The following is a 20,890-nucleotide window of genomic DNA, read 5'->3' as shown; positions in this document are numbered from 1 at the left end:
CGCAGCTCAGGGCTTTTTCAGCGCGATCGGCTCAGAAGCGCCGATGGGCCGCTGCTCGACCAGCAACCGGCCGGGCTTAGCAACGGCCGCGAGGCAAAGATCGGCGATGGAGTCCGCAAACTCTTCGGGCCGCGCCGGAAAGCCGGCGGCACCGGGCGCAAGTACGCTGATGAGGCCTTCCATGAAGGCGCCCACCAGGCAGGTGGCCGCGACTTCGACGCGGAGTTCGCGGAATTCGCCGGCGGCGACGCCTTCTCTGATGATAGTCTCGAACACCCGTGCTATCGCGCGGCGGTATTTCAGCCGCGTGCTCTCCACTTCCGGATCGATCGGCTCGAAGATGAGGCCGTAGGCAAGACGCTTGCCGCGCATGGCGCGCAGCACGAACGCGCGGACCGCGTCCCTCACTTTCTGCGACGGTTCGCCCTCGGCGACGGCGATCCCCGACAAGACGTCGACCTCCCGCTGCGAGACCGTGCTGACGATAGCGGAGCAGAGTTCGGCGCGCGACGGGAAATACCGATAGATCGTACCGACGGCGATGCCTGCGGCGGCCGCGACCGCGTTCATCTGCAGCTCCTGGAATCCGCCGTCCATCACCACGCCGCGGGCGGCACGGAGGATCTGCGTCTTCTTATCGAGTGCACGGACTTCCCTGGTCGCCATGTTGGCCGCCTTAAACATGAAAACGAATTCACTTTCATCTTGATTCGAAAACCGATCCGTGTCAAGTATTGCGCAGAATGAAGCCGAATTTTGAAATTCCCTTCGGCTTCCCAAAGATGAATATGAGTTCTATTTTCTAAGGTTGCGCTAGAATAATGAACCGGAATTCGGCTCGGCGGCAGCCGCCCGACCATCAGTTTTCCGGGCGATAGTGGCATTCACGAACCCCGAAACGATCCGGAGACGTCCCCATGACCCGAGCTCTCACTTCAAACACGCTCGATGCCTCCGCCAGCCGCTACGGCACCCACAAGGTTCTGAACCAGGCCAAGCCCGCGACCGGCTTCAACGCTTTCACCGGCGACGCGGTATTGCGCGCCGCGATCGAGCGGGAGGCTCCTTGGGCCGCGGATCGCTGCGAGGCGCTCGGCGCCATCGCGGGCGACGAGCATGTGCAGGAGCTCGCTCGGCTCGCCAACCGCCATCTGCCCGAGCTCAAGACCCACGACCGCTTCGGAAACCGCGTCGACTGGGTCGACTTTCACCCGAGCTGGCACGAACTGATGTCGCTGGCGTGGAAGCACGAAGTGCCGAACCTGGCCTGGCGAACCAACCAGAAGAACGGCCACTACGCGCGCGCCGTGCTAAGCTACGTCTGGAACCAGGTCGAGCAAGGGACCGCCTGCCCGACCGGCATGGCCTACGCTTCCTACGCCGGGTTTGAGGCCGAGCCAGCGCTCGCGATCTGGGCGGAGAAGGCCAAGGGAACCGAATACGAAAACAGCCGGCGCGAAGTTGCCGACAAGTCGTCGGTAGTCATCGGCTACGCCATGACGGAGAAGCAGGGCGGTTCGGATCTCCGCGAGACCCAGACCACGGCCCGTTTCTCCCACGCCGAGCACTACCACGGCAAGACCGCGAACTGGTACGAACTCACCGGCCACAAGTGGTTCTGCTCGGTGCCGCAGTCGGACGGCTTCTTTACGCTCGCGAAGGTGAACGGCGGCGTGACCTGCTTCTTCCTGCCGCGCACGTTGCCCGACGGCAGCTTCAACAACTTCTTTATTCAGCGTCTGAAGGACAAGGCCGGTAATAAGTCGAACGCATCCAGCGAAGTCGAGTACGCTGGCACGATGGCGATCCGCGTCGGCGAGGAAGGTCACGGCATCCGAGAGATCCTATCGCACGCCCATCTGACGCGCCTGGACTTCGCGATCGGGTCCGCCGGACTGATGCGTCAGTCGCTCACGCTGGCGCTGCAGCACACGACGACCCGCAAGGCCTTCGGCACCTCAATCGCGGACCGGCCGATGATGACCAACGTGCTCGCCGACATGGCCGTCGAGGTCGAGGCCGCAACGCTGATGGCGCTGCGCGTCGCCAAGGCAACCGACCGACTGTCGGACGTCGAGCACGAACGTCTGCTGGCCCGAGTGGCCACACCCGCGGCCAAGTTCTTCAACTGCTCACGCGCACCCTCCATCGCCTACGAAGCGCTGCAGTGCCACGGCGGCAACGGCTTCATCGAGGAGGGTCCCATCGCCCGCCTCTATCGCGAGGCGCCGCTAAATAGCGTCTGGGAAGGCACCGCGAACATGATGTGCATGGACGTGCGCCGCGCGATGGCCAAGGATCCGCGTACGATCCAGGCGCTCTTCGATGAGACCCGCCCCCTTCTCGGTCAGGACGGCCGCTTCGACGCGCTGGTCCTTCATACCGAAACGCTGGTTCGCGAAGCCGTCGAGGACGAGTTCGTCGCCCGTCCGATGACGGAAGCAGTTGCGCGTCTGCTGCAGGGCGCCGAGCTTTTGCGCCACAGCACTCAGGAGGCCGTCGACATCTTTCTCGCAACCCGCGGCCCGAACGGATCGGGCTCCTGGGGCTCGCACTACGGGACGCTGGCATTCACCCTCGACCAGGCAAAGGCGCAGAAGGTAATGCGTCGCGCCGTGGTCGCTGCCTGAGGCGGCCCGATGGATGCGACCAAGTCGGTTGTGTTCGCTGCGACCGTCTTGCCGCTCGTCTGCACGCCGGGGCCCGACCTCATCTATATCGCGGCTCAGGCCCTGGCGGGTGGCCGCACGGCGGCCCTTCGAGCCAACGCCGGCGTGTTACTCGGCTACGTGACGCACGCCGTATTGGCTGCGCTCGGCATCGCCACGCTGGTCGCGGCGTCGCCGATCCTGTTCGAAACGCTGCGCTGGTGCGGCGTCGCATACCTTGCCTATCTGGCGATCCGGATGATCCGGTCCGCCATCGACGGGCAAAGCATCTCTCTGAATCCGAACGCTCCGCCCGCCTCGCTCGCGAAGGGCTTCATGACCAGCTTCTTCAATCCGAAGGGTCTCCTGGTCTACCTGGCGATCCTGCCGAACTTCATGAACGCGAATGAAGGCATCGCCCAGCAAGCGGTCCTGCTTTCGGGAATCTTCATCGGTCTCTGCGCGCTGGTCTACGGTACGGTCGGCATCGTCTTGGCGGCCATCGGCCGTGTCGGCACCGTCAAAGCGTCGTATCAGCGCGTTGTCGATGGGATCGCAGGCAGCCTGTTGGCTTTCGCGGCAGTTAACATGGCACGTAACTAGAATGGCCAGCTTCTGCGACGCCTGCTCTAGACGGCAGGCGGATTTGGCCATCTGCGTCCCTGAGGTCGGCTATGGGTCATGAATGACAAAACTCAGGCTGAGCATAATAGGTCCGGGGGCCTATGCAGTCCTATGTCAATCAAGATTACGCCGCTAGGGTTTTGACTACGAACTTGTTTGGCAGGACATGTTTACGAAAAATGCCGCGTACAATGCGAGAGGCTTCGTATTCAACGCATATCGGGATGCCTATCCGAAGCTCGAGCCGCCGGCTGCTGTCGGCACGAGCGCCGCATCAAACACATCGTAGCCGAACACCCAATCCGGGTTCCCGTCGGACGGATCGCGCAACCAGGTGTTCCGTTGCGAGCCCTGCTGGACCCTCGTGGTCCGGCCGATCCGATTGGCTTCATAGAGCTCGAGCGCATAACCGAGGCTATTGGCGCCGACTTCGATCAAACAACGCACCAACATCGCCGCATCCTCGATCGCCATCGCTGCGCCTTGAGCCATATGCGGCTTCATGGGATGGCAGGCATCTCCCAGTAGCACGACGCCTCCGCGGCCCCACAAGGGCAGACGTTTTCGCTCCATCAGCGGCCACTTCGTCATCGCTTGAGACGCGCCGATCAGCCGCTGTATGTCCGGGTGATAACCTTCGAGCGCCCGCCGCAGCTCGTTTGTCGTGCTGGGGAGCCAGGAGGCTTCGGCAGTCCACTCTGGCTCAGGAACGCCGGTGACCAGATAGACCTCATTGCGGGATCGTGTGACGTAGTACACCACGACATGCCGATCCGGCGACCACCACTTGACGCAGTCCTCCAGCCGCAACTCACCTAACAGCGACGCAGGGAACGCGGATCGATGCGCAACTGAACCGGAGTAGCGGGGCTTTTCCGGTCCCAGCAATATTTCGCGAACTTTGGAATTTAAACCGTCAGCGCCGATGACCAGATCGGCCTCCGCTTCAGTGCCGTCGTGAAATTTCAATCTTGCGATAGTTTCGGTCGTATCGAGCCCGACGAGCCGCTTGTTGAAATGGACGGCTCCGGGCGGAATGGCATTTGTGAGAATGTCGTGAAAATCACCTCGATGGACCGTCAGATAAGGCGCGCCGTAGCGTTCTTCGGCCACGCGTCCAAGAGTGATCTCCAGCAACACCTCACCCGTCGCCCCGTCCCGGCTTGGCCAATTTGCCGGTTCGAATCCCGTCTCTCTGAGCCGGCGCTCGACCTCGATGTGGCGCATGACCTTCATGACATTTGGGGTCAAATGGATTCCGGCGCCCACGCGCGCGAAGGCTGCGGTCTGCTCGTAGACGCTCACTGCGTATCCTGCCCGCGATAGTAGGATGGCCGCCGTGGCTCCGCCGAGGCCGGCGCCGACGATTGCAATGCGAGGCCGAATTCGTTTCACGTTGTCTACCCTCCACTAGGCCAAGGGGTCATCGACGCTTGAAATCAAACAGAGACGCATCCTCGATTTCGTCAGGATCGCCGGATTCGATGATCTTGGTGAGAAGGAATTGGAGGGCCACCCTCTCGGCCGCGTTGAGCCCGAACATCGTCGCTTCGGTGATCCTGAGCGAGCAGGGGATCATCTCCTCGACCAGCCGCCGCCCCTTCTCCTTCAGTTCTGCAGCCACGCGCCGCCGATCGACCTTGTCAGGTGTAATCGTGATCAAGTTTCTTTTGCTGAGCCTTTCGACGACACCACGAGTCGTTGCTGGATCGAGCGCGGCCGATCGGCTGATCGTCGTCAGGAAGCAAGGAGAGTTTTCAGCGATGACGCAGAGTACGACAAACTGAATGGCCGTGAGTTGCGGATCGATACTCATCCGTTGAAAGATCGCCGTATGCCGCTGGAATACGCGGCGAAGCAAATATCCGACCTGCGCGTAAAAATCATACTTTTTCTCAGGACGCTGCGAGGGCACAACCTCCCGATTTTGTCGGTTCTGCACATGCTTGGTTTTGCGGCCGCGCGGGTTACTCGGCATCTTTGGCTAACTCAAAATTTGTTCTCAGGGACGTCGCGGCAGCGTGAACGCTCCCGCATGTCAGCGGCAGCCATCCGTACAGCTCTGACGATATTTTGGTAGCCGGTGCAGCGGCAGAGATTTGATGACAGGATATCGATCAGAGCGTCGTCGCCGATATCGGGGTCCCGTTCCAACACCGCGACCGCAAGCATGAGAAAGCCGGGCGTACAAAATCCACACTGCAGTCCGTGATGCTCCATGAAGGCTTTTTGAACCGGATGCAGCTCGTTATCTGCGGTCAATCCTTCAACGGTCCTGATGTCCTTGCCTTCGGCCTGCACCGCGAACATCAAGCATGCGCGCACCGGATCGCCATCCACAATCACGGTGCAGGCGCCGCAAACGCCGTGCTCACAGCCGATATGCGTTCCCGTCAGCCCGCAATCTCTGCGGATGGCGTCGACCAGCGTCCGTCGCGGCTCGACATCGACGCGATAATCCTGTCCGTTGACGGTCAGCTTGACAATCGCTTTCACGTCCATTGGTTGTGCACCTCATCGACGACGACAAGATCTGCGGACCAGTTCGGCGTCACGTATTCCTGCCTGTTGCGCGCACCGCGGCATGGATGCGCTGCGCCGTTGCGGGCATTTCGTTAATGGTGATTCCCAACGGCCGCAGCGCATCATTGATGGCATTCACGACGGCGGCAGGGGCGCCGATCGTTCCGCCCTCGCCGATACCCTTGGACTTGAGATTGCTGGCGTTGGTATAGGTCTCGAGATGGCGCAACTCCATCGTCGGGATCTCGTGTACCGTCGGCAACAGATAGTCGGCGAAGGTCGAGGTGAGGATATTTCCCGTGTCGTCATATCTAATCTCCTCGAGCAGCGCGTTTCCGATGCCCTGCGCGACACCCCCGTGGACCTGGCCATCGACGATCATCGGATTGATGAGACGGCCGGCATCTTCGACCACGAGGAATTTCTCGATTCTGACCTTTCCGGTCTTGATGTCGACCTCCACGATCGCGGCGTGGCAGGCGTTGGAGAATGTACCGAGGGGATCATAGAAGCCCTTCTCGGAGATGCCGGGATCGATCATGCCGTTGAAACGATGCGTCTGGTGATACGCTTCGCCCGCCAAGGCCGCGATCGTGATCGAACGATCCGTGCCTATGACTCTTGCCCTCCCCTCGTTCAAGACGATGTCCTCCTGCTGCGCCTCCAGCAGGTGACCGGCCATCCCGATGAGCTTGGCCCGCACCTTCTGGGCGGCGATCAACGTTGCCCCGCCGGAGATGACCAGCGAGCGGCTCGCGAAGCTTCCCCAGCCATAGGGCGTTCGATCGGTATCGCCATGGATGATCCTTACGTTCCGAGGCTCGACACCGAGCTCGTCTGCGATGATCTGCGCCAAGGTGGTCCGTAGTCCCTGGCCGTGCGGCGAGGCGCCAATCCGCGCTTCGATGAAGCCGGACGGATCGACCGTCAATTCGGTGCACTCCCATCCAGGCGTAATCTCCATCCCGCGTGCGGCGAAAGCGGCGCTTCCGTACCCCGTGCACTCGGAAAAGGTCGCTATCCCAGCGCCAAGGTAACGGCCGGCGTTCCAGGCCAAGCCTTGGCGCTTTCGGAACGACGTAAGATCGATATGCTTGACCGCAATCTCAAGTGTTTTCCAGATGGGACGACTGGTCATGGACCAGGCCAGTGGCCGACGTATAAGGAAACGTGTCGATCAGATTTCGTCGCCGGATCTCGACCGGATCCAGATCGAGGCCATGTGCGGCCTCGTCTATCAGCCGTTCCAGGGCGAACGTAATGGCCGGACGTGAGACTCCGCGATAGGGTCCCATGGTGCAGGTGTTGGTCGTGATGCCGCGGGCGCGACATGCATATTGCCGGACATCATAGGGACCGGGCATCTCCACCATCGCCATCAACGGCTCGACGCCGCATGTCGTCGGAAAGCATGAATAGGCGCCGATATTGGCAAGAACATCCGCCGACAGCGCAAGCAATCGGCCGCTTTCGTCGAACGCGCCTTCGAGACTGATATGCTGGTCGCGGCTATGCAGACCCGCGATCAGGTTATCGCGGCGGTCCTCGATCCACGCAAACGAGCTGCGATATGTGCGGGCGAGCCAGACGATCACGACGCATTCCGGCGCGAGCGACATCTTCTGCCCGAAGCTTCCGCCGACATCAGGTGCGATGACGCGCAGATCAGCCTCCGGTAACCCCAGCAGGTCAGCAATGGCGGTACGCATGAGGTGGGGAGCTTGGGTGGTATAAGTCAGGGTGATCCGCCCGGTTGGCCAATCATAGGACGCATGAGCCGCACGCGGTTCGATCGGTGATGCGCTCTGTCGGTGCGACCTGACCTGAAGCTTTATGATCTTGGTCGCCGATGCCCATGTCGTGTCAAAGCCAGGCGTTTTGATCTGGCCCTCCACGACGATGTTGCCTGGCGCCTCAGTGTGAACAGGCTCGCGCGTCGAGCTGATGGCATCATGCACACCGACGATCGGCTCCGTCTCTTCAATATCGATCTCGATGCCGTCGACGATGTCTTCGGCCTCCTCCTCGGTCGGCGCAATCGCCGCGGCAACGCATTCTCCGACAAAGCGCACGATGCCGCTGGCGAGGATCGGCTGCGCGATCGGTCTATAGTTGAACTTGTGCAGCATCGGCCGAATAGGTTTGACGTCGGAGAGATCGGTCGCCGTGATGATGCGAGCGCCCGCCGGCCCCTTGACGGCCTTTATCCGTCCTGCCGCTACCGGGCTCCGCGCAAATTTCACGCTGTTCGCAGCGTGCAAATCGGCCGTGAAGCGGCCTCTTCCGCGGACAAGCGCCGGATCTTCCAAGCGCCGAATTGCGCGGCCGACCCATGACGTGCCAGATCCTTTGGTCGACTTACTCATAAGCTCTGCTCCAGCGCTCTCTGAACAACCGCTTCGACGAGGTCCCGCCGGTGCTCCACGCCGATCTGGCTGTCGTCCATGGGCTCGACCGCGTGCGCGGCCGTTCGAGCCGCCAGACGAAACGCTTCGCTGCCGGGACGCCTGCCGTTAAGAGCTACTTCGGCGGCCGCGATGCGGCGCGGCGTTGGTTCCGCGCCGCCTATTCCCAGCCGCGCATCTCGCATTCGTCCCTCCTCCAACCGGTAGGTCACGAGCGATGCGGCCAGCGCCAAATCCCGAGCACGATGACTGAATTCGAAAAAACCGAACATCGTATCCATCGGCAAAATGGGGAAGCGTATTTCGACTAGAAGCTCATCTTCCTTCAAGGTGGTCGACATGATCCCGTCAAAGAACAAATTCGACGGAATCCGGCGCTCTCCATCTTGATTGCGGACGACCAGTTCGGCATCGAGCGTGGCGGCCGTCAGACACCATTCGGATCCCGGGTCCGCATGAGCAAGGCTGCCACACATGGTTCCACGCATGCGTATCGGATAGTTTCCGATGCTATCGGCGACAACCGTCAGCAGCCGCCCCAACGGACCTTCCGTGACCGGCTGGTGAAACGCGCCGTGGCGCACGAGAGCGCCGATCGCGAGCCGTCCATTGTCGTTAACGATCGTGTCGAGGCCGGCAACCTCATTGATGTCGATGAGATGGGCCGGTCGCGCCATGCGAAGCGCCATCATGGGCACGAGGCTCTGCCCCCCGGCGAGCACTCTTCCGTCTTCAGCGGCAAGTCTGGCGAGCATTGATATGGCTTCGCCGACTGTCTTCGGCACGTGACGCGTGAAAGAAGCCGATTTCATTTGCAAGTACCGCATCCCGTAAACACCCTGCCCACGATTGTTTATGCCTTGAAGTCAGCCGGCTTGCAGCGAGCCGTCGGTCCCCTTGGTCTTAATCAAACGGCCGGGACCAAAAAATGAAACGTGCACCAAGTAAAATGCAGCAACGAAGGTATCGTGTCGAGCGCGTTTACTAGTCGAAACACGCTTGTGATATCGCCGTCCTTTGATACACATGAAGTTCATTTGCCCGAATTTTCAGCAGCTAAAATAATAAGGTGTACCAACCTTTATGCTACCCGGGAGATCACATGACCATCGTGAGCGAGGCTAGCTTTGAGACCTATGAAGAAGCGCTCGAACGTGCCGGCACCGGGCGGTTTCAGTTTCGCCTCCTTGCGATCCTCGGGCTGGTATGGGCCGCGGATGCCATGCAGGTGCTGGCGACGGGCTTTTCCGCGCCTTCGCTCGCGGCCGCCTTTGGGATATCGATCGCGTTGGCGCTTCAGACCGGCGCCGCGTTCTTCCTGGGGATGATGATCGGGGCTCCGTTCTTCGGCGCGCTTGCGGACCGATTTGGCCGGCGCCGCATATTCTTGATCACGGTCTCGTGCGACGCGGTCTTCGGATTGCTGGCGACGGCGGCTCCCAGTTTCCCTCTCCTCCTGCTCGGCCGTTTCTTGACCGGATTCGCCGTCGGTGGAACGCTGCCCGTCGACTACGCCACCATGGCGGAATTTCTGCCGTCTCGAAGCCGGGGACGCTGGCTGGTGGCTCTCGAGGGCTTCTGGGCCCTGGGATCCCTCGCAGTCGCTGTCATTGCCTGGGCGGTTCACTCGCTGTCGCCGGAGCATGCATGGCGTTGGCTGCTTGCGTGCGCCGCCCTGCCCGCTCTATCAGGACTTTGGTTGCGAAGGTCCCTTCCGGAATCGCCGCTCTTTCTCTTGAAAACCGGCAAGGCCGAGGCTGCGACCCATATCTTGCAAGGCGTTGCCGTCGCCAATGGCAAGCAACTCGATTCGGCAATGCCCACCCTGCAAAGCAGCGCGCCGCAAAGCCGTCGCGGATTGCTGTCCGCGGAACTGCGGTGCAAAACCATCTTCATCGCTATCGCCTGGCTGCTGATTTCGGTCTCGTACTACGGCATCTTTACCTGGCTGACGGCTCGACTGGCAGGCGAGGGTTTCGGCTTCGTGCGCGGCTCTGACTTCCTGGTCCTGACTGCGCTGGCGCAGCTTCCCGGTTATGGCCTGGCTGCGTTTGGCGTGGAGCGATGGGGCCGACGGCCCACGTTGATTGCTTTCATTGTTCTTAGTGCCACCGGTTGTTTTGCTTTCGCGGTGGCGGAGACTCCGGCTCAGATTGCTGCGGCCATCCTCAGCATGAGCTTCGCGCTCGTCGGCGCATTCGGTGCGCTCTATGCTTTCACGCCGGAAATCTATCCGACCAGCGACCGGGCGACAGGCATGGGAGCCGCAGGGGCTGCCGCCAGGGTTGGCGGCTTCCTGGCACCGACCGCGATCGCGCCGATCGTAACAAAAAGCCTTTCCCTAGCGAGCGCCGTTTTCGCCGGATTTTTGATCATCGCCGCCGTGGCGATTGCACTGATCGGCATTGAAACCAGACGGCAACCACTTCAGTGACACGTGCTCAACCGGTCACCGCCATTGAGATGGGAAGAACCGATCGCCGACGCTCATTTGTGCCAACCAGATTGACGATGCATCGAGCCGGTTGATCGCCTCGATTGAAGTATCTCTTGGCTTCTAGAGACCGCTTCGCGTCTGCCATCCTGAAAGTTGCGACGAACGCTTCTGCAATCTCCCACCCTCGTCATTCGGCAGTTCCGAGGACACGCCCTAAGGGCGTCAGAGTTCAACACGATGGGCGTCGCAGATCACACCTGGCTGGCCCCAATCCTCTATGTTGTGCAGCAATTGCCGCGGCCCACTCAAGGAGATTCCATGCAATCAGGCCCGCACATGTCTGCCTCCGGCAACACGATGCAGATGGGAAGCTATCCTCTTACATATCGCGCTCTGCACTCGGCTTGTCCCGGCGAACGCCCTGTTGTCGTATCAAAGAATACCTCGATGACGATTCCATTGCGACCGCGCAACCTGTCTCGGCGAGCCGCCATGCACGCCAGCAAACGGCATCTTAAACGTGCACGTTTCTTCTTCCAGCTCGTCAACACGACCCTGACGATCGCTCAGTTCGCGAGCCCCCATTTCAGATGGATTTCCCAAATTGCTCGCAAGCTTTCGATCCACTGAGCCAACAATATCTGGATAACAACAATGCAAACGAACAGCGCCATTAACGCCGACCGTACAGCCGCCCTCCCGAGGGCCTACGACGACGCCTATGCGACCCCTTTAGAGAATTCCACCCTGGCGCACCAAAGCTCTTCCAAACTGATACGCTATGGCCCTGGTTTGAACGGTTACGCAAGGAAGCGTCAGTGCACTACTGCTCGAGCGCGCCTATCGAGCCCTATTGGTCCGTCACCAAGTACAACGAGGGTTCCATCAGCGTCGGACATAGCGGTCATTTTTTCACAACGCTCCCGATTTCGTGGAGTACCGCAGGATCCTCGATCGTTGATGGTATCGTCACGGGCTCGCCATCCATAATCCGCTTTATCGTTGAGCGCAGGATCTTGCCTGAACGGGTCTTTGGCAATCGATCGACGGCGATAACGCGTTTTAGTGCCGCCACCGGACCGATGTGCTGGCGAACCATTGCCACGATCTCTTCGCCGATCACGTCTGGGCTGACATTGATCCCGCTCTTCGGGACAATCAAGCCGCAGGGCAATTCCCCCTTGAGTTCGTCCTTGCAACCAACCACCGCACACTCGGCGACGGCGGAGTGGGAGAGGATCACCTCCTCCATCGCGCCCGTCGACAGGCGGTGCCCGGCGACGTTGATAACGTCGTCGGTTCGGCCAAGCACCCAGATGTAACCATCCTCGTCCAGGTAGCCCGCGTCGGCTGTGTTGAAGTAGCCGGAGTAACGCGACAAATAACTTTGCTGAAAGCGGTCGTTGGCGTTCCAGAGTGTGACCGCAGCGCCGGGCGGCAGAGGAAGTTTCAGCGCGATCTCGCCCATCTCGCCGGCAGGAACACTCCGACCTTCGGCATCGAGGATTTCGACATCGTAGCCGGGCATGGGGACGGACGGCGAGCCGTGTTTGATCGTCAGCATGCCGAGACCGATCGGGTTCGCGGCAATGGACCAGCCAGTCTCTGTTTGCCACCAGTGATCGATCACCGGGACGCCCAAGGTCTCCTCGCTCCAGCGAACGGTTTCCGGGTCCGCCCGTTCGCCCGCCAGAAAGAGTGCACGAAATCCCTTTAAGTCATACTGGGCTCGCAGCTTTCCCCCAGGATCCTCCTTCCGGATCGCTCTGATCGCGGTCGGGGCTGTGAAAAGGACCTTCACGCCGTGCTCGGAAATCACCCGCCAGAACGCACCGGCGTCGGGCGTACCGACCGGTTTTCCCTCATAGAGGATCGTTGTGCAGCCAGTGATCAAGGGTCCGTAGGTGATGTAGCTATGACCTACCACCCAGCCGACGTCGGAGGCGGCCCAGAAGGTCTCGCCGGGAGACATCCCGTAGATGGCAGACATCGTCCAGCGCATCGCGACCAGATGCCCGCCATTATCCCGTACGATGCCCTTTGGTTGGCCCGTCGTTCCCGACGTGTAAAGGATATATAGGGGATCGGTCGCCGCCAGGCGCACACAATCGGACTTGCGGCCGGCACGCAACTCGGCCGCCTTGCGCGTCGTCGAAGCTTGCCAATCATGGTCGCGATCGAGGATTAGCTTTGCCCTTGACTGACTGCGTTGAAAGATCACACAGGCGTCTGGCTTGGTCTTGGCCAGTTCGATCGCTTTGTCGAGCAGTGGCTTGTACTCGATTACGCGGCTCCCCTCGATCCCGCACGATGCGGAGAGCACCACCCGAGGCTTGGCATCGTCGATCCGCGTCGCGAGTTCGGGCGCAGCAAAGCCCCCGAACACAACGGAGTGGACTGCGCCAATACGCGCGCAGTCAAGCATCCCGAATAGGGCTTCCGGCACCATTGGCATGTACAAAAGAACGCAATCGCCCCGCTTCACGCCAAAATCCTCGAGCATGAGGGCGCATGCCTGAACCTCCCCCAGCAGTTCGGCGTAGCTAATCGACCGTTTCGTGCCGGTGACGGCGCTGTCGTAGATGATCGCCGCCTGTTCGCCACGACCGCCGTCGACATGGCGATCGACGGCATTATGGCAGGTGTTGCAGACGCCGTCGGCAAACCAGCGCCCGTACGGCTTGATGTCCGAACGATAGATCTCTGTCGCGGGAACGAACCAGTCAATGTCGGCTTGCGCAGCCTTCCAGAATCCGATCGGATCCGATTTCCAGCGGTCGTAGACCTCGCGATAGGAACTACTCATGTGTCATCCCGCAAGCTACGGACAGTCAGAATGAGCCGTCCATCGAACGTCGGTGAATGGAGGGCCCGAGGAGCGGAAGCTATTCGGCCGCACCCTCGAGTTTCAGCACCTCGCTGTGCTGATGGGGCTCGGGCACCTGACATCCGGTCGCGCAGCAGCGGCCCGGCTGCTTCGAGACACGGCGTCCTTCGTCGAGGATACCGCGGTCAAGGAGCCCCTCGACCAATTCGATCTTCTCCATAACGGGGTAGTTGCGCCAAATTTCGCGCTTCATTGCTTCCGGCGAACCACCGCCATGAAGAGAGATCACCGAGTACCAGCCCGCTTCGTGCGAGACCGTCAGATCCTCAATAAAGCGCGCCACCTCGGCCCGTTTGTCGGCGGGGATATCCGGCCGTCCGCCCATGACTGCTGCGAGCGACGCCTTGGTCTCCGGATTATGGTCTTCTTCCGGTCCCGGCAGGGCCACGATCAACCCGCCAGAGACGTAGTGGGCTACGCGGTGCATGTCGTAGATCTTGGTCGCGAGCAAGAGCTTGCCGATGTTGGAGAAGACCGCGTCCGGCATCACCGATCCCGCAGGATCCCTGGTACAATAGACGGACGAGGCAACGCCGCAGGCGTAGAAGCTCTCCGTGATGGTGATGAGCTCGACCATCGCCTCGCGAATGTGAGCGTGGCGATCGATGTCGAGCCCATTGGCCTCGATCATAAGGGCTCCGGCTCCGATCAAGAGGTCGCCGAACCCGGCGCGGGCGCCGATGCAAGAGTGCCGATGGTGCGTGGCATAAGACGTCGTGAGGAAGCCGCCCTCCTCCGTCTCGCCGGCCAGGAAGATGCGGTCATGCGGGACAAAGACGTCATCGAAGATCACGACGCCGACGGACTGGCCGTACTTGGCCGAAAACTTGGCCGACGCCTCACCAGGGCGGCCGGCCGGGCGAGCGATGATCGTCACGCCTGGTGCGTCGCACGGGACGGCACAGCATACAGCGAAATCCTTGTCTTCTGGATTGTGGGTCCGGCACGGCATGACGAGAAATTCGTGCATGTAAGGCGCGCCCGTGACGATGGCCTTGGTGCCGCGGATTACGATACCATCCGGCCGCCGCTCCTTGATATGCACGTAAACGTCGGGATTGACCTGAACCCCCGGACGCTTCGACCGGTCGCCCTTGGCGTCCGTCATTGCAACGCCGAGAGTAAGGTCCTTGTCTTGAATATCGTGGAGATAAGCAAGGAAACGCTGGCTATAGTCCGTGCCATGACGGTCATCGGTCAGCTTCGTCGACTGATAGATGCCGTTGAGAGCATCGTGAGTAAGGTAACGCTGCGCGCATCCAACTGTCTTGCACACGAGACGCACAGCTTCGAGCTTGAACAGCAGGTCCTGGGAGGTTTCGTTGATATGCAGCATCCGGTTGACGGTCTTGTCGGATGTACCCTGCCGCGCCGTCATGATCGGCACATGCTCCTCACGAAGCGCAAAGTCGTACGTGACGCCCACACCTGCGACGCCGGGCGCGAGCAATGGCTCATCAGCCACGCTCGTTACCGTGCTCCCGTTCACGAAGACCCGTGGCTTGTAAGCGCGAAGAGATTCCCGGTAATCGGCACCCGACATCAGCATGGCGACCCCCCTTGTTCAATTTATTGAACGCTGTTAGATTTTCTAACACTGTAAGAATCCATGTCAAGCGCGATTCGAGGAGCAGATGGTGGAAAAGCGGCAGAGCCGGCGCGAGGCAGTCAGCGGACACAAGCGGGAACTCATTCTCTGCGCCGCGAAACAGGTGTTTGCCGAGGAAGGTCTTGAGGGCGCGAGCCTCAGAGCCATCGCGGTTCGTGCCGGTTACACACCGGCCGCGCTCTACTTCCACTTCGAGTCCAAGGAAGCGATCTACGCCGAGGTCCTGAAGGCATCCCTCGCCTCCCTCGGCGCCGCGGTCAACGACGCGGTGGCCCAGACCAGGACTCCCTCGCGGCGGCTGAAGGCTGCAGCGATGTCGTTCTTCACCTTCTACGCCGAGAATCCGCGCGATCTAGATCTCGGCTTTTATCTCTTCCGTGGTGGCATGAAGCCGGCGGGTCTTGGCCACGAACGTGATGAGATACTCAACGCGGCTCTTGAGGCAGCGCTGCGGCCGATCGCCGAAGCCGCGATCGAGCTGGGAACATCACGGCAGAAGGCAAATCACCTGATGGTCGATTGCTTTGCCCACGCCACGGGACTTCTCCTGCTGCTCCACACCGGCCGTATCCGGATGTTCGGCGCCTCGGCGCCCGACCTGATGGAAGCCTTCGTCAAGCACCGTATCGCCCACCTTTGCGAGGGTTGACATCATGTTGACTATAGATCCCGAGCGTTCCCTTCTCCTGATCGTTGACTTCCAGTCGCGTCTGATGCCCGCAATCTATGAAGGCGCAGCCGCCATCAAAAATGCGAGCCGCCTCGTCGAGGCGGCGAAACTGATCGGCGTTCCTCGCCTTTTCACCGAACAGAACGCGAAGGGCCTGGGCGCCACGGTCGACGAACTGCCGGTCGAGCAGGACCGGCTGGTCCACAAGCAATTCTTCGACGCCTGCCGCGAGAATGGCTTTCTCGCTCGCGTTCCACCCGATGCGCAACTCGTCGTCGCCGGATGCGAGTCTCACGTCTGCGTCCAGCAGACGGTGCTTGGCCTGCTGCAGACCTCGCGGAAAACCTATGTGGTGCGCGACGCCCTCGGCTCACGCCGTCCGGAGGACAAGGAGACCGCCATTCGACGCATGGAGCGACATGGTGCAGAGGTTGTCACAACCGAGATCGTTATCTTCGAATGGCTTCAAACGGCGCAGCACCGAAATTTCCGAGATGCGATTGGTCTGATTAAATAGAAAGCGAACTTGCAGCAGATCTTCCGGAGTGGCGTGAAACACTGAGAGGCGGCATCCGACGGAGGAACATCGCGTCGGAGCTTTCTGCCGCGATGCCTTCGACTACGTCGTCTTGCTTCGCGGTACGTCGACGAGATCGGCTTGATGGCGGTCCCACGGTCGAAATCCACTTGGGAAGCCCAAAGCAGATTCGAGCAGATCGAGCTGCGCCACCAGAACCCGATACGCGAGCATCGATGCGCCGGCCAGCTCTCAAGGACGGAGTCGCAAGCACGCTTCGTCACGGATGGGGCGCGGCGTTGCGGACCTTGCCGAAATGCTTGGCAAGGTAGATGGCGATGGCGAGCCCGCCGATCATCGCGGTGAAGCAGATCGTCCACGGGGGCATCAGTTGGGGCGGGAAGCTGAGATCGATCAGTGCGCCGCCGATGGCGAGATTAACAAAACCCCAGATCACATTGGCGACCGCCGAGGACTCGCCGACGCCGCGCGGTGAAGCGAACGGCGTCTGGAAGCAGTTTCCGCAGATACCCTGCACGACATGTGGGATCGCGATGGTAAGAAATGCGCCGGCAAAGAACCAGGCGATGTAGGCGTACCACGGCATCACAGCTCCCTTTATTGACGATGTGCCGCGAACTCTAGCGGCGATCGACAAGGACGTCATCGCACGCCCCCCGCGAGCCCTTCATCATGTGAGACTAGTGTCCATTTTGCGATCGAAGCGAGCTGGCGCGGGATCGTGGTCTGCATCGCGATCTCCGGTGACTAGTGCAACGCCCCTTGCGCAGCGCAGCCTCAGCGCACTGTGAGCAAGGGCACGCCCGCGAATTCACTCGAACCGCAGCCGCTAGTGCCTGCCTCTCCTTTTCGGCCTCACCTCGCGGTCGCTCGCCGGCGTATCCGAGCAGCTTCCGCCCGCCATCGACGTAGTCAATCCGACTCGCACTTTTCAGAGTTTCGGATTCCATACTGATGGCAGCGCCAGTGGACGCGTGCGACGCGGGCTCTACGCACTTGCCATAAGAAGGTCGGCAAGCTGTTGCGGCATGTCGAGCATGGCGTCGTGACCGCATTCTAGCTCGCGCATGGTCCAACCCGGATTATCCTTGAGCTTGTTCACGACTGCATCGAAATGCACAGCCGGATACCCATGGGCTCGAATGTAGGTCTTCTTCGCAATGCATTCGCGGGCGCCGGTCAGCACAATCCGTTTCGCGGTTAGGTTAATGCTGGGAGCGCTTGAACGACCCCGTAATTTTACGGGCGAGCATCTACATCATTTAGACTCACACCGCGCTTTGACTGTCCAAGTATCGCTGGTTTGTAGCTTAGAGGAATAGCTTCGGTGATCGCAGTCAGTGAACCGCAGGACAAGGTCCGCATTTGCGAGACGTGCGGAGACGCGATCCAGCATCTAGCAGACTTGCCAGGCACCGCGCGGTTTGGCGCTGCAAGAGTATTCCGCTGCTGTAGGTGCAACTCCGTCTCACGCGTGTCACTTCAAAGCAACACTCCAAAGTTGATCAGGACGAGTACGCTTCGGTGATCTTGATCAAGTCCTCCAAAGATTCGACCATTGTCGCTTTGGGGAGCATCATGACCATAACAGAAGTGTCGATTCGAAAATCTCAGGACAAGACTACCGTGGCAGCGCTGGTCTCGCTTAGGCGTAAGCTGACCGCTACTCAAAAGCGGCGTGCTCTGAAGCGGAAGGTAAAAGCGTCTTGAAGTCTTGGCGCTACCGCCTGACGCATCGCAAATGCCAAATCAACATCGGTGCAGGCCGAGGCCGATGAGGCCGGACTTGCACGCGCGTGCAGGCCCAGGTTGCTGAACTGAAGTCTTCGTTTCCAGGCGTTGTCGTCAAGTCGGCGCGGGACGCAAAACGACGCATGTTTTACAAACTGCCTCGGCGATATCGCCTGCAATCCGTCCAGACGCTGAGGGGGCGCGCGCCTGGCCTACGCCCTACGGAACGCCTAACGCAAAGCGGAGCAACGTGATCATCTATCCGTGCTGGTATTCCGGTACGCATCTCGGGAATGAATGGCTCATCGGCGCCGGCAAGGCGCTCGATCCCGCTGCTTATTTCATCATTGTCCCGAACATGTTCGGCAACGGCTTCTCGACATCACCGAGCAATACGGACGCACCCTACAACGGTGCACGCCTTGCAAAGGTGACCGCGTTCGACAAATGGTCGCTGGCGCTCGGCATCAACGCTACTAGCACCGACCGAAACGACATCGCGGCGCCGGTCTTATTCGAACTTTAGCGATGCGAGCGCGCCGTCGTCTCGTGGACGAAATCGCGCAAAATCGTAATCTGGCCTAGAAAATCGCAGAATTGGCGCGCCATTCAGAATAAAACTGCGAACGCATATGTTATTGAAATTACGTTGTAATTTATGGCCTGCGTTGTCGTGGGTATTGGCTTCCGCTGCAAAATCTCGATGGACAGAAAGCGATTCCGTGCTTCGCCCCAACGGACCGGGTAGCTAACTCGATTTAAGACCCCGGCTGGGGCGAGAAGTGCGGCAACTGTCCAGGAAGAGTGCCACGCAATCGATCGCGCGCTTCCTGAGGCGGCCTGATGCAGACGGAATGCAGCGTCAACCAAGCGAGTTTGCGCCGGTCGAGGGACGCCCAGTGATCGCTGAATTCGACGGCGGCGCGTGTGACGTTGACCGGTTCAACCTGTCGCGCGACACGCCGGGCAAAATATCACAAGACCGCCCGCGACCGGGCCGCCATCGAGACTGTTCGTCGATCTGTTCCTGGAGGCGCAAGCCAAGGCTTCGACAAAGGCTAGAGCCGGATGACATCAGGTCGCATCGACCTGATGTGTGAATCCTTAGAGTCCACAGGGCCTAGTGCTGCATGTCGGCTAGTTCGTCCACCAAAACACGAACATTCTCGCTGTAGTCCACCGGCACCACCACGAGATGGAGGCCACCGGCTGCGAAGGCCTTCTCCAGTCTCGGTGCCAGACCGCCCGCCTCGGTCACGCGATGACCCTGGGCACCGTAGGACTGCGCGTAGGCGACGAAATCCGGATTGCCGAAAGTCATCCCCGCATCGCCGAAACCGTCGACGGCCTGCTTCCACCTGATCATCCCGTAGGCGCGATCCTCGATTACGAGCACGACGAGGTCGAGCTTCAGACGCTGCGCGGTCTCCAGTTCCTGCGAATTCATCATAAAACCACCGTCGCCGGCGACAACGAGCACACGTCGCTTCGGATTCAGCAGTGCCGCCATCATGCCCGACGGAAGCCCCGCTCCCATCGTCGCAAGCGCGTTGTCGAGCAGCAGCGTGTTGGCGACGTCCGTGCGGTAGTTGCGCGCGAACCATATCTTGTACATCCCGTTGTCCAACGCGACGATGCCGTCGGGTGGCATGACCTGGCGGACGTCGTGAACGATCCGCTGCGGCGTCAGTGGAAAGTGGTCTTCGTTGGCACGGTCGCCGATGTGGCGGAGGATGTCCGCGCGCACGCCGTCCCACCGCGTGGTCTGCTTGAGCTTCCCTTCGATCTCGGCCGCCAGCATGTCGAGACCTTTCGCGATGTCGCCGATTAGTTCAGCTTGCGGGTAGTAAACCTCCTCGATTGTCGCGGGCGTGAAGCCGATGTGGAGCACCTGATGGCGCCCACGTCCCATGATGAATGGCGGCTTTTCGATGGTGTCGTGGCCGATGGTGATGATCAGGTCTGCGCAGTCGATCGCGCGATGGACGTAGTCGCGCTCGCTCAGCGCCGCCGTGCCGACATAGTAGTCGGAAGCCTCACCAACGGCACCCTTCCCCATCTGCGTGTTGAAGAATGGGATCTTCACCCCGCGGACGAATTCGGAGAGCGCGGGCGCGAGCCTTGGCCTGCTGGCACCGGCACCGAACATAAGCAACGGGCATTTCGCGGAGAGGATGAGCTCGGCGGCCTTCCGGACGGCGTCCATCGAGGGCGCCGGGAGATCGGTCGGGTGGACCAGGACGACCGGCACGCCGGAAACCTTCTCCGCCGCGACATCTTCCGGAAGCTCGAGGTGCGCGGGTCCGGGACGCTCCTCCATCGCAATCCGGAAAGCATTCCGGACGACGGTCGCGATGGAAGACGCGCTTACGATCTGCTGCGACAGTTTCGTGAGCGGCTTCATGCTCGCGACGACGTCCACGATCTGAAAGTGCGCCTGCCGGCTGGCGTGGATCGCCTTCTGGCCAGTGATCAGGACCATCGGCATGCCTCCCAAGAGCCCATAGGCAGCTCCTGTAGAGAGATTCAGGGCGCCCGGCCCCAAAGTTGCTGAGGGCGACACCGGGCCTCCCTGTGAGGCGCCCGTGGGTCGCAGCCATGAAGGCGGCGGACTGTTCGTGACGAGTGACGACCAATTCGATGGAAGACTTGCGCAAGCTCTCGACGACGTCGAGGTTCTCCTCGCCGGGGACGCCAAAGATGCGGTCGACGCCCTCGTTTTCGAGAGCCGCCACGAGCAGATCGGATGAAGTGCACCCTTATCGTGAGACACGATAATCAGGGACAGGTGCCCGCCGCTTGAGGCGGCAGGGCGGGT

The 20,890-nt window shown here is 60.7% G+C and carries 17 protein-coding genes and 3 pseudogenes; 8 read left to right on the top strand and 12 right to left on the bottom strand.

Features of this window, described 5'->3' with window-relative positions:
• Window positions 1-6 precede the first annotated feature (6 nt).
• The gene (locus tag OZ411_RS27190) at window positions 7-666 is read right to left on the bottom strand and encodes a TetR family transcriptional regulator (protein ID WP_282530423.1); all 660 of its coding nucleotides are present in this window, start codon (window positions 664-666) and stop codon (window positions 7-9) included.
• A gap of 251 nt (window positions 667-917) precedes the next feature.
• Here OZ411_RS27190 and OZ411_RS27185 point away from each other — a divergent pair, with 251 nt between their 5' ends.
• Window positions 918-2,630 carry an acyl-CoA dehydrogenase family protein gene (locus OZ411_RS27185; protein WP_282530422.1) on the top strand — a complete coding sequence of 571 codons (1,713 nt, stop codon included), beginning with the start codon at window positions 918-920 and terminating at the stop codon, window positions 2,628-2,630.
• A gap of 9 nt (window positions 2,631-2,639) precedes the next feature.
• A complete protein-coding gene (locus OZ411_RS27180) occupies window positions 2,640-3,251 on the top strand; it encodes a LysE family translocator (RefSeq protein WP_282530421.1) in 612 nt (203 codons plus the stop codon).
• 249 nt (window positions 3,252-3,500) lie between these two features.
• Here OZ411_RS27180 and OZ411_RS27175 read toward each other — a convergent pair whose 3' ends face one another.
• The 6 genes from OZ411_RS27175 to OZ411_RS27150 are packed head-to-tail and all read right to left on the bottom strand — an operon-like array spanning window position 3,501 to window position 9,012.
• Entirely contained in the window at window positions 3,501-4,667 is a 1,167-nt protein-coding gene (locus tag OZ411_RS27175) for an FAD-dependent monooxygenase (RefSeq protein ID WP_282530420.1), read from the bottom strand.
• Window positions 4,668-4,695: 28 nt separating this feature from the next.
• Window positions 4,696-5,250 carry a MarR family winged helix-turn-helix transcriptional regulator gene (locus OZ411_RS27170; RefSeq protein WP_282530419.1) on the bottom strand — a complete coding sequence of 185 codons (555 nt, stop codon included), beginning with the start codon at window positions 5,248-5,250 and terminating at the stop codon, window positions 4,696-4,698.
• A gap of 11 nt (window positions 5,251-5,261) precedes the next feature.
• Window positions 5,262-5,774, bottom strand: coding sequence for a (2Fe-2S)-binding protein (locus OZ411_RS27165; protein WP_282530418.1), 513 nt, complete (start codon window positions 5,772-5,774; stop codon window positions 5,262-5,264).
• A gap of 49 nt (window positions 5,775-5,823) precedes the next feature.
• Complete coding sequence (locus tag OZ411_RS27160; protein ID WP_282530417.1) at window positions 5,824-6,933, bottom strand: molybdopterin cofactor-binding domain-containing protein; 1,110 nt, start codon at window positions 6,931-6,933, stop codon at window positions 5,824-5,826.
• A complete protein-coding gene (locus OZ411_RS27155) occupies window positions 6,902-8,161 on the bottom strand; it encodes a molybdopterin cofactor-binding domain-containing protein (RefSeq protein ID WP_282530416.1) in 1,260 nt (419 codons plus the stop codon). Before OZ411_RS27155 ends, OZ411_RS27160 begins: the two co-directional genes overlap by 32 nt.
• Window positions 8,158-9,012, bottom strand: coding sequence for an FAD binding domain-containing protein (locus OZ411_RS27150; protein WP_282530462.1), 855 nt, complete (start codon window positions 9,010-9,012; stop codon window positions 8,158-8,160). The genes OZ411_RS27155 and OZ411_RS27150 overlap by 4 nt, the downstream gene beginning before the upstream one ends.
• Window positions 9,013-9,302: 290 nt before the next feature.
• On the opposite strand from OZ411_RS27150, the gene OZ411_RS27145 reads away from it, so the two are divergent.
• From OZ411_RS27145 to OZ411_RS27135, 3 genes and pseudogenes are all read left to right on the top strand, one after another.
• Window positions 9,303-10,634, top strand: a complete 1,332-nt coding sequence (locus OZ411_RS27145) for an MFS transporter (protein WP_282530415.1) — start codon at window positions 9,303-9,305, stop codon at window positions 10,632-10,634.
• Between the two features lie 240 nt (window positions 10,635-10,874).
• Complete coding sequence (locus tag OZ411_RS27140; protein WP_282530414.1) at window positions 10,875-11,267, top strand: hypothetical protein; 393 nt, start codon at window positions 10,875-10,877, stop codon at window positions 11,265-11,267.
• A gap of 24 nt (window positions 11,268-11,291) precedes the next feature.
• Window positions 11,292-11,515: pseudogene (locus OZ411_RS27135) on the top strand (cytochrome P450); the annotation flags it as partial.
• Between the two features lie 26 nt (window positions 11,516-11,541).
• On the opposite strand, the gene OZ411_RS27130 reads toward OZ411_RS27135, so the two are convergent.
• Both OZ411_RS27130 and OZ411_RS27125 read right to left on the bottom strand, forming a co-directional pair.
• Entirely contained in the window at window positions 11,542-13,443 is a 1,902-nt protein-coding gene (locus OZ411_RS27130; RefSeq protein ID WP_282530413.1) for a propionyl-CoA synthetase, read from the bottom strand.
• A gap of 79 nt (window positions 13,444-13,522) precedes the next feature.
• Window positions 13,523-15,073 carry a 4-hydroxyphenylacetate 3-hydroxylase N-terminal domain-containing protein gene (locus tag OZ411_RS27125; RefSeq protein ID WP_349017038.1) on the bottom strand — a complete coding sequence of 517 codons (1,551 nt, stop codon included), beginning with the start codon at window positions 15,071-15,073 and terminating at the stop codon, window positions 13,523-13,525.
• An 85-nt stretch (window positions 15,074-15,158) separates the two neighbouring features.
• Here OZ411_RS27125 and OZ411_RS27120 point away from each other — a divergent pair, with 85 nt between their 5' ends.
• The gene (locus OZ411_RS27120; protein ID WP_282530412.1) at window positions 15,159-15,782 is read left to right on the top strand and encodes a TetR/AcrR family transcriptional regulator; all 624 of its coding nucleotides are present in this window, start codon (window positions 15,159-15,161) and stop codon (window positions 15,780-15,782) included.
• 4 nt (window positions 15,783-15,786) lie between these two features.
• On the top strand, window positions 15,787-16,320 hold the full coding sequence (locus tag OZ411_RS27115; RefSeq protein WP_282530411.1) for an isochorismatase family protein: 534 nt from the start codon (window positions 15,787-15,789) through the stop codon (window positions 16,318-16,320).
• A 280-nt stretch (window positions 16,321-16,600) separates the two neighbouring features.
• On the opposite strand, the gene OZ411_RS27110 is transcribed toward OZ411_RS27115, so the two are convergent.
• On the bottom strand, window positions 16,601-16,927 hold the full coding sequence (locus OZ411_RS27110) for a hypothetical protein (RefSeq protein ID WP_282530410.1): 327 nt from the start codon (window positions 16,925-16,927) through the stop codon (window positions 16,601-16,603).
• Between the two features lie 402 nt (window positions 16,928-17,329).
• A complete protein-coding gene (locus tag OZ411_RS27105; RefSeq protein ID WP_282530409.1) occupies window positions 17,330-17,527 on the bottom strand; it encodes a hypothetical protein in 198 nt (65 codons plus the stop codon).
• A 743-nt stretch (window positions 17,528-18,270) separates the two neighbouring features.
• On the opposite strand from OZ411_RS27105, the pseudogene OZ411_RS27100 reads away from it, so the two are divergent.
• Window positions 18,271-18,517 (top strand): annotated as a pseudogene (locus OZ411_RS27100) (hypothetical protein); the annotation flags it as partial.
• Window positions 18,518-19,192: 675 nt separating this feature from the next.
• On the opposite strand, the pseudogene OZ411_RS27095 reads toward OZ411_RS27100, so the two are convergent.
• Window positions 19,193-20,813 (bottom strand): annotated as a pseudogene (locus OZ411_RS27095) (acetolactate synthase large subunit).
• Window positions 20,814-20,890 lie beyond the last annotated feature (77 nt).

The organism is Bradyrhizobium sp. Arg237L (genome assembly GCF_029990105.1).
In the GTDB taxonomy this organism is placed as follows: domain Bacteria; phylum Pseudomonadota; class Alphaproteobacteria; order Rhizobiales; family Xanthobacteraceae; genus Bradyrhizobium.
The sequence above is the reverse complement of the archived record's forward strand: the minus strand, read 5'-3'. Positions and strand labels throughout refer to the sequence as shown.

Excerpts from the sequence above, each read along its gene's own strand:
- OZ411_RS27185 (WP_282530422.1), top strand. The coding sequence starts at position 918 with ATGACCCGAGCTCTCACTTCAAACACGCTCGATGCCTCCGCCAGCCGC.
- OZ411_RS27190 (WP_282530423.1), bottom strand. The coding sequence starts at position 666 with ATGGCGACCAGGGAAGTCCGTGCACTCGATAAGAAGACGCAGATCCTC.
- OZ411_RS27115 (WP_282530411.1), top strand. The coding sequence starts at position 15,787 with ATGTTGACTATAGATCCCGAGCGTTCCCTTCTCCTGATCGTTGACTTC.
- OZ411_RS27165 (WP_282530418.1), bottom strand. The coding sequence starts at position 5,774 with ATGGACGTGAAAGCGATTGTCAAGCTGACCGTCAACGGACAGGATTAT.
- OZ411_RS27160 (WP_282530417.1), bottom strand. The coding sequence starts at position 6,933 with ATGACCAGTCGTCCCATCTGGAAAACACTTGAGATTGCGGTCAAGCAT.
- OZ411_RS27130 (WP_282530413.1), bottom strand. The coding sequence starts at position 13,443 with ATGAGTAGTTCCTATCGCGAGGTCTACGACCGCTGGAAATCGGATCCG.
- OZ411_RS27180 (WP_282530421.1), top strand. The coding sequence starts at position 2,640 with ATGGATGCGACCAAGTCGGTTGTGTTCGCTGCGACCGTCTTGCCGCTC.
- OZ411_RS27155 (WP_282530416.1), bottom strand. The coding sequence starts at position 8,161 with ATGAGTAAGTCGACCAAAGGATCTGGCACGTCATGGGTCGGCCGCGCA.
- OZ411_RS27145 (WP_282530415.1), top strand. The coding sequence starts at position 9,303 with ATGACCATCGTGAGCGAGGCTAGCTTTGAGACCTATGAAGAAGCGCTC.
- OZ411_RS27150 (WP_282530462.1), bottom strand. The coding sequence starts at position 9,012 with ATGAAATCGGCTTCTTTCACGCGTCACGTGCCGAAGACAGTCGGCGAA.
- OZ411_RS27125 (WP_349017038.1), bottom strand. The coding sequence starts at position 15,073 with ATGCTGATGTCGGGTGCCGATTACCGGGAATCTCTTCGCGCTTACAAG.
- OZ411_RS27170 (WP_282530419.1), bottom strand. The coding sequence starts at position 5,250 with ATGCCGAGTAACCCGCGCGGCCGCAAAACCAAGCATGTGCAGAACCGA.
- OZ411_RS27110 (WP_282530410.1), bottom strand. The coding sequence starts at position 16,927 with ATGCCGTGGTACGCCTACATCGCCTGGTTCTTTGCCGGCGCATTTCTT.
- OZ411_RS27140 (WP_282530414.1), top strand. The coding sequence starts at position 10,875 with ATGGGCGTCGCAGATCACACCTGGCTGGCCCCAATCCTCTATGTTGTG.
- OZ411_RS27120 (WP_282530412.1), top strand. The coding sequence starts at position 15,159 with ATGGTGGAAAAGCGGCAGAGCCGGCGCGAGGCAGTCAGCGGACACAAG.